Annotated in this window: 10 protein-coding genes; 6 read left to right on the top strand and 4 right to left on the bottom strand. The window is 41.7% G+C overall.

Going from position 1 to position 13,154, the window contains the following annotated elements:
* Positions 1–7: 7 nt before the first annotated feature.
* Entirely contained in the window at positions 8–1,576 is a 1,569-nt protein-coding gene (locus tag VK179_01335) for an OstA-like protein (GenBank protein ID HLO57361.1), read from the top strand.
* Between the two features lie 24 nt (positions 1,577–1,600).
* Here the strand turns inward: VK179_01335 and VK179_01330 are convergent, their stop codons facing one another.
* From VK179_01330 to VK179_01315, 4 genes are read right to left on the bottom strand one after another with little or no spacing between them, the layout of a single operon-like run.
* On the bottom strand, positions 1,601–1,822 hold the full coding sequence (locus VK179_01330; GenBank protein ID HLO57360.1) for a DUF2795 domain-containing protein: 222 nt from the start codon (positions 1,820–1,822) through the stop codon (positions 1,601–1,603).
* A gap of 56 nt (positions 1,823–1,878) precedes the next feature.
* Positions 1,879–2,427 (bottom strand): cob(I)yrinic acid a,c-diamide adenosyltransferase, encoded by a 549-nt coding sequence (locus VK179_01325; GenBank protein HLO57359.1) that lies wholly within the window; start codon positions 2,425–2,427, stop codon positions 1,879–1,881.
* Positions 2,428–4,107: a hypothetical protein gene (locus VK179_01320; GenBank protein HLO57358.1), complete on the bottom strand. Its 1,680-nt coding sequence runs from the start codon at positions 4,105–4,107 to the stop codon at positions 2,428–2,430.
* Between the two features lie 50 nt (positions 4,108–4,157).
* Positions 4,158–7,223 carry a tetratricopeptide repeat protein gene (locus tag VK179_01315; GenBank protein HLO57357.1) on the bottom strand — a complete coding sequence of 1,022 codons (3,066 nt, stop codon included), beginning with the start codon at positions 7,221–7,223 and terminating at the stop codon, positions 4,158–4,160.
* 158 nt (positions 7,224–7,381) lie between these two features.
* Here VK179_01315 and VK179_01310 point away from each other — a divergent pair, with 158 nt between their 5' ends.
* From VK179_01310 to VK179_01290, 5 genes are all read left to right on the top strand, one after another.
* Positions 7,382–8,089 (top strand): ATP-binding cassette domain-containing protein, encoded by a 708-nt coding sequence (locus VK179_01310; protein HLO57356.1) that lies wholly within the window; start codon positions 7,382–7,384, stop codon positions 8,087–8,089.
* 2 nt (positions 8,090–8,091) lie between these two features.
* A complete protein-coding gene (locus VK179_01305) occupies positions 8,092–9,429 on the top strand; it encodes an oligosaccharide flippase family protein (GenBank protein HLO57355.1) in 1,338 nt (445 codons plus the stop codon).
* Between the two features lie 5 nt (positions 9,430–9,434).
* Positions 9,435–11,030 (top strand): asparagine synthase C-terminal domain-containing protein, encoded by a 1,596-nt coding sequence (locus VK179_01300; GenBank protein HLO57354.1) that lies wholly within the window; start codon positions 9,435–9,437, stop codon positions 11,028–11,030.
* Between the two features lie 121 nt (positions 11,031–11,151).
* A complete protein-coding gene (locus VK179_01295; protein HLO57353.1) occupies positions 11,152–12,453 on the top strand; it encodes a carboxypeptidase-like regulatory domain-containing protein in 1,302 nt (433 codons plus the stop codon).
* A gap of 119 nt (positions 12,454–12,572) precedes the next feature.
* Positions 12,573–13,148: an RNA polymerase sigma-70 factor gene (locus VK179_01290; protein ID HLO57352.1), complete on the top strand. Its 576-nt coding sequence runs from the start codon at positions 12,573–12,575 to the stop codon at positions 13,146–13,148.
* Positions 13,149–13,154: the final 6 nt, after the last annotated feature.

Raw genomic sequence — 13,154 nt, 5'->3', positions numbered from 1 at the left:
TTGATTTTTGAAACGAGCCTGCGTTCTGATATTGATTTTTGTATTGCTTCTGGGCAATGTGTCTTTCGCCCAACGACAGGTAGAAATAACCCAGAAAGCTGACTATCTTGAACAGGCACAGGATATTGCTCAAGGCGCCTACAGGCTTATCGGCAATGTTATGTTTACCCATCAGGGTACCGTAATGTACTGCGACAGTGCCTATTGGTTCAGGGACAAAAACTCTCTCGAGGCTTTCAGCAGGGTGCATCTTGTTCAGGGTGACACCGTAAATCTATATGGTGATTACCTTACCTACGACGGCAATATTAAAATAGCACAGATTAAAAGAAATGTAAAGCTGATCGGCCGTAATACAACTCTTACAACCCGCGAACTGGAATTCAATACAGGTACCAGCACGGCATATTATACAAAACATGCCAATATCGTGAGTGGCGAAAACAAATTACGCAGCAGGATTGGCTACTATTATTCAAGGCAGGAAATGTATTATTTTAACGATTCGGTTGTACTTACGAATCCCAAATACACCATTTATTCTGACACGCTTCGGTACCATACCCTTACTAAAGTTGCTTATTTTTTCGGACCAACCGAAATTATCGGCGACAGCAGTTATATCTATTGTGAAGACGGCTGGTATAATACCGATACGGATATTTCCATGCTTAAACAGAAAGCGCTTGTAAGGAATAAAGACCAGGTGATTAAAGGCGACAGTCTTTATTATGAAAGAAATACCGGATACGGCGAAGGATTTAGCCATATTGAGGTTTTTGATTCGGTACAGAACGTAATCCTCAGAGGCAATCATGCTTTTATTAACCAAAAGAAGGACAGCGCCGTTCTGACCAACCAGGCCATGTTTGTTTATATTACGGGGGAACAGGATTCTGTTTTTGTTCATGCCGACACATTGAGGGCTTCAACTGATTCAGCCGGCAACCGGGTTTTGAAGGCTTACTTTGGTGTGCGTCTTTTTAAATCGGATCTGCAGGGAATGTGCGATTCGTTGTTTTATACCACATCCGATTCAATACTCAGATTGTACAGGCAACCTGTGTTGTGGTCGGGAGTAAATCAACTATCAGCCGATTACATCGAAATCTGGACAAAAAACAAAGAGGTTGACCAGGTTCATATGCAGCAGACCGCTTTTATAATCAATGAGGAAGATACCGGTAAATTCAACCAGATCAAGGGAAAAAACATGATTGGATATTTCAGGAATAACGAAGCTTATAAAATTGATGTGAAAGGTAACGGACAAACCGTTTATTATGCCAAAGATAAAAATGAACTGGTGGGTGTGAATGTGGCACAAAGTTCTAATCTTACGATCCATCTGAAGAACAATAAGCCGGATGATATCCGATTTTATGTGAAACCGAACGGTGTCACTTATCCGCTGACCGTGGCACCCCCGGAAGAACTTATTTTAAAAGATTTTAAATGGCTGCAGGATATGCGCCCTGCAAAAATGGAAGATATTTTCCTGAAACCTGAGCATAAACAATCGTCTGAAGAACTTAGCGGAACTAAAAAGAATAAAACAATACGTGTAGATCAATAAAAAAGCCCCTTAGAGGGGCTTTGTCTAATATTCGTCTTCATTAAAAAAGAAATCGTCCTTGCTGGGATAGTCCGGCCATAAATCCTCAATACTTTCATAAATTTCACCTTCATCTTCGATTTCCTGGAGATTTTCGATTACCTCCAAAGGAGCACCAGATCGGATGGCGAAGTCAATCAATTCTTCCTTAGAGGCCGGCCAGGGTGCATCTTCTAATTTAGACGCTAGTTCAAGGGTCCAGTACATAATCGATTACTTTTCTTAAAAATTGTGCAAATATAAAAAAATATAAATACAACTTACTATTTTGGTTTCCACAGTACTTCTTTTTGTTTTAAATCGTATAACACTTTGCGTGCCAACACAAAAAGAAAATCTGAAAGCCTGTTGACGTACTTTATTACGGTTTCGGGAACAAAAAGTTCACCGGACAGATGGATAATTTGTCTTTCAGCTCTGCGACAAACGGTGCGTGTTATATGACACTGTGAAGAGATAGTGTGGCCTCCGGGCAGGACAAACGATGTAAGGGCCGGCAATAAGGCCACAATGGTATCGATTTCATTTTCGATCTGAGTAATATCCCCCTCAGTTATTTCGGGTATTTTCACATTGCAGTCTTCGCAATCACTGGCCAGTATAGCGGCACATACCATAAGGCGGTCCTCCACCTGAAGTAGGAATTCCTGATACTGCATGTCATGCGTAAACATATCTCTGAGCATTCCGGTGTGAGCTATCAGTTCGTCAATGGTTCCGTATGCTTCAATACGTATATGATCTTTGGTTACCTTCTTTCCGCCAATGAGCGAGGTAAACCCCTTATCACCTGTACGGGTATAAATCTTCATCTATAGTTTGTATGAAAAACCAACAAGAAAGTTAAATCGTTGTGAAGGGTATTGGTTCCAGAGGGTATAACTCCTTTCTGCCAGGTTATAAAAATCGGCAAAAACAGTAAGGAGTTTCGAATAATGAAAATTGAAACTCAGATTACCGTCAAAAACAGGTTTGATTTTCTCCATCCCTTCAGGATTGATCGTTTTTCTCACTTTCACCCAGCGGTTGCCTATTACATCGAGGCCTGCACCTATTTCAAACTTGTCAAACCGGTAAACAGCCTGTGTCTTTATTTCAAAATCGGGTTCATGCCAGGATTTCTTTACATCAAAAGTTTTATAATTGAAAATTTTGCCGTCAGCCATCAGTTCAAACTTGTTTCCGGGCGAAAATACAAGCTGACCATGATAGGTAATGAGGTTCATGTCATCGTATTCTCCTGTGAACTTGTTGTCAAGAGGTAAAAGATTAACCGGCGTAATCGTATCGTTCACAAAGAAATGGTAATCTTTGAAAATGGTAATACTCGCATCGGCCCTGAAACGCACAACAGAACTGATATTACCTTTTATACCGCCGAATACGATAAAATTACTGCTTGTGTTTTTCAGCGCAAGTCCGGGCTGAATGAACATATTCTCCCCGAAAAGGTTCTGGTAGCTGTTCTTTTTTAATTCGCCTGAAACGCCTATAAACGGGATCAGCACATCTTTAACAATAATAATATTGAGATCCGCTTTCGGATAAAAATAAAACCTTGAAATTCCGCTCAAATCGGCCGCACCTTCAAAACCCAGCCTGAACTGCCAGTCTTCACTGCTTTTGCTGATCCAGGGACTGAACCTGAATATGGTGTTGTTGGTTTTTATGGCAGTTGTATCCATGTTGTTGGTTAGTCTTGAGTAGTCGAGCGACATGTCAAGTCCGCCCAACAGGCCGGAAACTTCTTTTGTAAAACGGGTTGAAACAAGAAAATCGGGTTCTCTGTTCTTCTGCCTGTCGGTGAAATAGTCAAACCGGGCATTCAGGTCAAAATTGAACCGGTCAGGGGCATAACTGGATTTCAGCCCAATCTCAGCGCCTGGTTTAAAAACACGTTGTCTTAAAGTGTCTTTATCCAGTTCAACAGGTCCCACAAGGGTGTCAGTGTTGTAACCATAATAATTGAAAGCATGTTGTTCAAAATTGAGTCCGCCGCTGAGGGTGACATTTGAAAAGAAGCGCTTACCGTAAAGCTTCACAAGGTTGTCAACGTAACCGGCATTCATGCTGCGATCATTTTTAAGGAACACCTTTCCCCGCGACGACTTATGATGAATGTAAGCTCCGTAGGCGTAATCCTTGGATCTCACATTACTGATGTTGAATTCAAACAACGGAGTCGAATAATTGCCCAGACCAGCCTTGAGCCAAGTATTGTAAATTTTGGGAAGGGAAGTAGTAACGGTCCTGGCGGCTTTAATAGGATCGGGAACAAAGCTGCTGCTCAGCCTTTTCGGTGCTATCCGGTATTGGAAAGCCGGTATGGATGTTTCCATCGTGTTTTCCGGAGGCATAAAATTATATTTTGAGGCATCCGAAAGGGTAGGCTCGTAAGGCCTTACTACAAAAACTTCCTTATTCAGGTCCTGGCCTTTCAAAACAGAGCAGGCTAAAACCAGCAACGCAGTGAATATTCCGGATCTGATCATATTGAACGTTTTTAACATGGTGATTTACTTTTACCGTTTTATACTGTGTTTTACCTGATTTCTATTTCCTGGTCATCCTGTTCGGGCTTAGCCTTGCCGGCATTGTTCTGCCTGTCGGTAAGCTGTTTCTTTTTCTCTTTGGCTTCAACAAGGATACCGTCATCGGTTTTCTCATAATAGTCAATCAGGCTCTGCAAGGTTTGAATGGCCTGGAAATCATCGCCTTTTTCCTTAAAAATGTCGGCCCATAGCAGGAATCCTTTTGCCATCCAGTATTGATGTGGTGTTGTCTTATCGGCAAAATCTGCAATCACTTTCTCGGCATTGGCATAATCTTTTCTCTGGTAATAGATTTCTGCCAGTCTGAATTTGGATTCGGCACCCTCTGCGCTTTTCACTTCGACAGCTACCTTCTGGTATTCTTCGAGTGCAAGCATTTGCCTGTCGTTTGCCTGTAGTGCCTTAGCTTTTGCAAACCTTGTTTTTCTTTCCTGGTCTTTTGACAGTTTTTCTGAAAGTAAAATGCGGTCGGCTTGTTCAATTACCTTTGGGTTATCTCCCAGCATTGAATAGCATTCAAGCATTCCCATCCTGGCTTCAAGCCGGTTTGCCTGCACTTCTGCATTTTCTTCAAGTTTCTGGTAGTAATCAGCAGCAGCGGCATAGTCTTTTTGCCTGAATTTTATCCGGGAAGCGCCCAGAAGTGCGGGTTCTGTAAATTTGCTGCGAGGACTGTTTATCACGTAATCAAAAGCTTCAAGAGCCGGACCGTCTTCCTTATTGCGGTAATGGCAATCGCCCTTATAAAACCAGGCATTCACAAGGTAACGGCCGTCCGGATTCTTTTCGATGTAGCTCGACAGGCTTTGCTGTGCTTTAGCGTAATCACCCGACATATAAGTCCTTTCGGCAGTGAGGTACATGAGTGAATCCTGCTCAATGAGATCGGATGAGGTAAGCTGCCCCTTATCTTTCATGTAAGCATAAAAGCCCTCTACGTTTTTATCGTCAACATATACGTTTTTCAGGCCGATCATCGCATTCTCCGCTTCAGGTGTGCCCGGGTAATCCTCAATTACCTTTTTATAACTGGTTATGGCATCATTGTTCCTGTTGGCGTTATAATATAAAAGGCCAAGTGCAAGAAGTGACTTTTTAACGTAGCTGCTTCTGGGGTAATCATTCACCACACGCCTGTAATTGCTGATGGCCATATCATTCTGATTCAGCTTTACATTGCTTTCAGCAATCTGAAAATATACATCAGGTTTATATGAAGAATTAGGATAAGTAGTCAGCATCTGGTTGAGAACATTGATTTTCTCATTGTCTTTACCTGTGACACCCAGCGCCATTGCTTTTTGAAACATGGTGTAATCATTGGCGCCAGATCCGTTTTTCAGTGCATTATCGTAATAACCAACGGCTTTTAAATATTGCTGCTGTACAAAATAGCAGTCGCCAAGGCGGTTGTAAGCATCGCTGAGAACTTCTTTCTGCGGGTTCTTTGCCAGTGAAACGTACTTTCCGAACCATACCGCTGCATCGGGGTATTGTTTCTGGCTGAAATAGCAATATCCAAGGTTGTAGTTCGCCGGGGCATATTCGGGATACGATGATACTCCGGGCTGGGCAAGGAATGCATTGTAATTATCAAGAGCCTTTGAATAGTCGCCTTTCCTGTACCAGGCTTCACCCATCCAGTAATGGCAGAGCGCGTAGATCTTGTTATCGAAATTCCCGTATTTATCGGCCGAGCTGAACATATCAATGGCCTGATCAAAGCTCAGGTTGCTGAATAATTCAAGGCCACGGTAATAGGCGATTTTCTGGTAGGCCTTTTTTATCTCGTTATTCATGCCGTGAAGCTTCTCGATCGATTCAAGCGCCAGGCTGTAATTTTTTGCGTTCAGGTAAGCTAAAACAAGATAATTGGTGGCTTCTTCACTGCGTTTCGAATTGGGATATTTTTCGAGATATTCGTTAAGCGACTGCACGGCCTCGTTAAAAGGGGAATAGTCGAGTTCATAAGTGAGAAGAGCATAGTTAAACAGTGCATCCTCCTGGATGGCCGGATCAAAACTCATTTTCGACGCCGAAGAGAAAGCCATACGAGCTTTGTTTTTGTCATTGAGCTTAATCTGGCAATCCGCAAGGTGATAGAGGGCATTCTGGCTCAAAGCTGTTTCACTTCCTGTTATCTGGCTGAACAGGTTGGCTGCTTTTTCAAAAGCGCCGGTTTTATAATAGGCATAGGCCAGGCTGTACTTATCCTCTGAGGTTACATTGCTTCCCGATTCAATAAATTTCTCAAGATAGGGTATGGCTTCCTCGTAAAGATTCATCTGAACATAGGATTCACCTGTAATTCGTGCAATTTCAGGTCCCCGCTTTTCGCTCGCATCCGTCATCAGTTGCGGAGCGTATTTAATGACCTCGTCGTATTTTTTCTGCTTGTAATAAATCTGTGTCAGGTAATAAGGCACTATCGGGCCGAAATTCTGATCATCTTTCAGCCTGTTGAAACCAGCAAGCGCTGTTTCATAGTTACCCTGTGTGTAATTAATATGGGCATAATAATACAGTGCCGGAGCAGTATACTTGGTGTCAAGATCCTTTATTTCGTTGAAAGCCATCCGTGCCTTATCATAATCCTCTTTCACAAAATAGCAGTAACCTCTTTTGAACTCGTATTCTGCATTGTCATCCTTGCTAAGTCTTGTATTATCAACCTGTTCGTAATATATAAGTGCATTGCTGTAGCTTTTCTTCTGAAAGAAATATCCCGCCAGGTTGAACAGCGCTTCGTTCTTATTCGGATTCTCGGGATTATCATTAAGGAACTTAATAATCCTTGCCTCTGCATCATTATTGAATAATTTCACAGCACACATCGATGCATAAAACTGGCTTCCGGATACCTCATCAGAATTCTCTCCGGCATACATGGCGGCGTATTCATCAAACAATACCTGCGCTGCGCTGTATTTTCCGTTATTGTAAAGTTCAACAGCCTGCCGGTACTGTTTGTCTTCATCGGTGTTGTAATAGGTTTGCTGGGATTTGAGGGTGGTGCAAAGAACAAACGTAATTATCAGACTAACAGCTAGTTTCATACTTATTATCAGATTTTGACCAAAATTACGGATTAATAACGTATAAAGTGACCGGCTTATTCTGTTTAAATTAACATTACGTTGTTAATTAACGGCCCGTAATAATTGCATGATATTGTCTATTTTTGGGTTTGTTAATCATTCATCAGCCAACTTGCATGCCCGAAAACACTGTAATATCTTTTGAAAAGGCTTCTATCTTCCAGGATGATCACCTTGTCCTGTCGGATGTGAATTTTTCGATATCCAAAGGTGAATTTGTTTACCTAATAGGCCGTGTGGGCAGTGGTAAATCAAGCCTCATAAAAACAATAAACGCCGAATTGCCGCTTAATACAGGCACCGCAACTGTGGTGGGTTTTTCGCTTGAAAACATAAAACCCAAACAGGTTCCTTTACTTCGCCGCAAGCTGGGCATAGTTTTCCAGGATTTCCAGCTGTTGTCGGACAGGTCTGTTTATGATAACCTCTGGTTCGTACTTCATGCCACAGGCTGGAAGGTCAAAGAGGAAATTGACGGCCGGATAAAGCTGGTTCTTGAGAAAGTGAACCTGATCAACAAGGGATTCAAAATGCCACATCAATTGTCAGGCGGAGAACAGCAGCGTGTTGTCATTGCAAGGGCTCTTCTGAATGATCCTGAGGTTATCCTGGCTGATGAACCTACCGGAAATCTTGATCCTGAGACATCCGAATCCATTATGGCACTGCTTCGCGAAATAAGTGAGAGTGGCAGGGCTGTGCTGATGGCCAGCCATAACTATACACTTCTCAAAAAATATCCCGCCCGCACACTGAAGTGTGATGACGGAAAACTGGTGGAGGTGGAGGAGAGTGCTGAAATTGATTTTACATTGATGGAATAGAAATGTACAAACCAGGAAACCAAAATTTGTTGTCGGGCATTTTCAAAACGGAATTTGTAAGACATTCATTTTTTCTGTTCCTGGGATCTTCAATTGCACTGCTATTATCGCTGGCTCTTTACCCTGTATTCAGCAGGATGTATTCACCTGAACAGTTTGGTGTTTTCGGTTTATTTACAAGTATTACAGGCATCGTATCTTTACTGGCCTCCGGTGTGTATGAGCAGGCAATACTTTTGCCCAAAAATGATACACATGCCAGATCTCTTGCTCTTCTGGCCATGATGTGTACGGTGGTGATAAGCCTCGTCGTTTTTTTTATTTCACTGTTTTTTCGGAATGTCATAGCTCAGAAATTTTTCAATACTCCTGAAATCAGTTCGTTTCTTTTATGGGTGCCTGTTTCTGTAATACTTGGAAATATCTATGCCATTTTTATCAGCTATTCGAACCGCAACAAATATTTCAGTTTCATTTCACAGTGTTCAATAAACCAGGGAATAGGAGTCAATATATCCAAACTGCTCTTTGGATTATTTAATTATACTAATTACGGTCTTATCTTGGGGAGGTTAATCGGACAGTTAACATCAGCCATTCAACTGGTCTGCCAGGTGTTGAGAAAGGTCAGGATCACCGCAGGTGAGATCCCTGTTGCATGGAACAACATAAAAGAAGTTGCTGTCAGGTATAAAAACTTCCCTGTTTTCAGTATGCCTCTTCAATTAATTAATGCGATTTCCACAACGCTACCGATTTTTGTTCTTTCAAAGTTTTTTACTGTTCATGATGCCGGTCAGTATTCACTCGCTGCGGGGGTCCTGCTGACTCCCGTACAACTGCTTACAGGTTCGGTGTCGAAAGTACTCAACCAAAGTATAGTTGAAAGGGTGAATCAACAAGCACCTATCAAAGAGGAACTTTTTAAATGGCTTCGGATTTTAATGCCGGTAACAGCCGTATTGTTTATCCTGTTCTTTTTTGTTTCAAGGCCAGTCTTTGTTTTACTTTTTGGAATCGAATGGCAGGAAGCCGGAAGCATTTCCGGTATTCTTTTGCCATGGGTATTTTTGGTTCTTTTCACATTTCCCATCAGCTTTATTCCGGATATCTTTTTTAAACAAAGAAAAGCATTGATAATCGATATTGTTTATTTGATTGTCCGAATGGTTTCTTTGGGTATCGGTGTTTATTATAAGGATGTCATCCTGGCTATCATTTTATTTGTAATCTCCGGCTGTATTGTGTTAACGTATAATTTCGTCTGGTACCTGTCGTTACTGAAAAATTACGGTAAGAATATTAAGCCCGTCTCAAAAAGTGCTGAATCATTTAAATAAGCCGAATGGAATCGGTTGTTAAAATAATCACCAACGATTTTTCGTGGAGAAAAGGCAGGAACCTGTATGTTGCTGGTCATGCGCATTCTCCCGGTGGTGAATTCATGAATGAAGATGCGTTGCTGAATTATTTTTCCCAGATGACGGATAATCCCGAAAAGCCGGTGCGGGAGTTAACATCATTAAATGGTATATACTCTTTCATTTATTCATCAGGCAATACAATTTACCTGTACTGTGATAAATCAAGATTCTTCCCGGTATTCTTTCGTATAAGTCCCCAAATAGCAATCAGCGATGATCCTGAAGAATTGCGGTTGCCGGGCGACTCGATATCGGAGGATGTTTCCGCGGAATTCAGACATATGGGATATACAACAGGTCCTGACACTCTCATTGATGAAATCAAACAGGTGCCCCCGGGGGAATTGGTAACTATCCGCAATGGAAAGATTGAAAGGGAACGGATTTTCTCCTTTAAAGTCAAACCAGGTGAAATCAGTCATGATGGTGATCCTGTTGCAGCCATGCACAAAGCCATCGAAGGAGCCGCATTGCGTTTCATCCGGTCAATTGGTAAATCCACCCCCGTATTGCCGCTTAGCGGAGGATTTGATTCAAGGCTGATTGCCTGTATTCTCAAAAATTACGGGTATGATAATACGATCTGTTTTACCTACGGCCGGAGGACAAGGGAGGTTGACATTTCGCAAAAAGTGGCTGAATTGCTTGGTTTCAAATGGTATTTTGTAGACTATGAAAAATTTCAGGATGAGGCCCTGTCAATCAGCAGTAAGGAATTTTATGACTATTACAGGTATGCGTCCAAATTTACATCGATGTTCTACCTCCAGGAATACCCTGCTGTACTGTACCTGTTAAAACATAAACTGATTCCGGATGAAAGTGTTTTTTTACCCGGACACTCCGGTGACCTGCTGGGTGGAAGCCAGTTTGGTAAGGTGTTTCCCGTTGATATAAAACCCAATAAAGTTTTAACCCGGATTCTTAAAAGTAAGTATTTTAATTATCCTGATAACTTTCAGGTATTGAAAATCTTCAGGAAAAGGCTTGACGCGGAACTGGATGCAAAATCCGCGTTTTTGGGATATAGTATATTCGAAGACTGGGATATCCGGGAAAAGATTGCGAAATTCATTATTAATTCGTCACACGTATTTTCTTTTTTTGGTTTTCAGGTCAGGTTCTTTTATTGGGACAATGAATTAGTTGATTTCTTCAGGAAACTTCCACCGGAATGTAAAAACCACAAACATATTTATGACAGCTGCCTCCGGGAGAATTATTTTAAAAAGTACAGCCTTAACTTCGAAAAGGAATTAACACCCGGTCGCTTCACAAAAAAATTGCAAAAGATCAAAAACCGGTTGAAACCTTTGCTACCCCGATCTGTCCGTTACAGGTATATTCTGAAAAATGACTGGGCCTGTTATGAAAAGTTAACCGGTCCGATGCTTGCCGATATCAACCCGTCAATAAGGAAAAAGCTCCCTTACAACGGGTTTAACAGTGTCATTATCAATTGGTATCTCGCGCAGTTGAATAAAAACGAATCGCCGGATAACCTCGTTAAATCTTAAAATCAACAAATCAATAAATTTCCTGATAGGGTATTGAGGGGGGTCGAGGTCATATAGACAGAAAAGCTTTTCCGAATGATCAAGACCAGGAAAATAAATAAATCACTCAATACGAATTGTCATGAAATCATTAATTAAAAATTCAGTAAACACTCTTGCCCTGATGCTGATCCTCGTCGGCATAACATCAGTGCAGGCAATGGGTTCCGGTTGGAACCGCGAAAGAAATCCTCAGGATACCGCCTTTAAAGTTTTTACAGGTAAGGTTATCGATCACACTACAAAGAAACCGGTTGTATTTGCAAACGTTTACCTGGTTGGAAGCAGCCTGGGCACTGTTACAAATGCCGACGGTGAATTTATTTTAAAAGTTCCCACAACAGAACTGAACCGCAAGCTGGGTATTTCAAACCTCGGTTACAAAAACCTGATTGTTGACCTGGCAGAACTAAAAGACAGGGAAAACACATTCAGGCTCGAAATAGCGGCAACTCCGCTGGAGCAGGTAGTTATCCGCAGCGACGATCCCATGGATCTTCTCAGGATGGCCTACAGGCGAATTCCTGAAAATTACAACGCTGACCCTGAAATGCAGGTTGGATTCTACCGTGAAACGGTTAAACAGAACCGTTCTTATGTGGCTGTTGCAGAAGCTGTCCTTGATGTATATAAATCGCCTTACACAAGCCTGATGGATTATGACAGGGTTAAAATTTTCAAGGGCCGTAAAAGTGAGGATGTGAAGAAAATGGATACCCTGATGTTCAAATTACAGGGTGGTCCTAAGACTAGCTTCCTCCTTGATGTGGTTAAAAACCCGGGTGAAATCCTTTCAGAAGAATACTTCGACAAGTATAATTTTAAATTCGCCGGATATGCATCCATTGACGGACGCGATAACTATGTAATCCAGTTTGATCAGAAACCTGAAGTTGACATTGCTCTTTACAAAGGCACTGTTTATCTCGACACGAAGAACATGGCCATTTCAAGAATCGACTTTTCCTTCAGTGATAAGGCCCTTGACATTGCCGACAATGAACTGGTAAGGAAAAAACCCATGGATCTTAAGATTGACGTCCTTGGTGCCGATTACTCAATCAATTACAGGGTTCTGAATGAAAAATGGTACCTCAACCATGTACGGTCAGAACTGGTTTTCAAATGCGACTGGAAAAAGAAACGTTTCGATGCCACTTATACCACGGCACTTGAAATGGCAGTGACTGACCGGAATACGGAAAATATTAACAAGGCAAAATACAGGGACCAGACCAGGATGACAGATATTTTTGCCGACAAGGTAAATGCCTATAAAGATGAGAATTTCTGGGGCGACTACAATTACATTAAACCTGAAGAATCAATTGAGTCGGTTATAAACAAGCTCAATAAGAAACTGCGGTGGCAGAACATTGACTAGGGGTTAGGTAGAAGGTTAATATAAGGTCATCACCTCCCGAAGACTCCGGTCCGAGGGAGGTGATTTAGTAAAAAGCTCACAGGATATCAATAAGAATGTTAATTTTACGATCGAACCAAATGAATTACCCTGAACAGGCAGTAGCAAAGATGGTCGATTACGGCAATACAAGCCAGATCTCATTAATGGATCTGCAATCATTTGAATCCATGTTCCGGCAATATTACCAGATGCTGTGCGCTTACGCTTACCGTTTTGTTAATGATTCGGATACTGCAGAAGAAATTGTCCAGGAGTTGTTTTACAAGTTATGGGAAAAAAAATCGGAGTTACAGATCAACAGTTCTTTGAAATCATACCTGTATTCGGCCGTTCATAACCGGTGCCTTAAATTTATCGAGCACCGGAATGTGGAAACAAGATACAGGAATTATTACTTATTGCATGAATCAGAGGTGGACAACGAGCCACAGCATAGCTCAAATGCCCGCGAATTGCAGGGTATAATTGATGATACGCTGAATTCATTGCCCGAACGGTGCAGCAGGATTTTCAGGCTGAATCGCTATGAGGGGTTGAAATACAATGAAATAGCCTTAAAGCTTTCGATTTCGGTTAAAACAGTGGAGGCTAATATGGGAAAGGCGCTGAAAATGCTCCGGAAGAACCTTAAAGAATATGCTGAAATGGCTTAAAAATGA

The organism is Bacteroidales bacterium (assembly GCA_035299085.1).
Taxonomy (GTDB): Bacteria; Bacteroidota; Bacteroidia; order Bacteroidales; family UBA10428; genus UBA5072.
The sequence above is the reverse complement of the archived record's forward strand: the minus strand, read 5'-3'. Positions and strand labels throughout refer to the sequence as shown.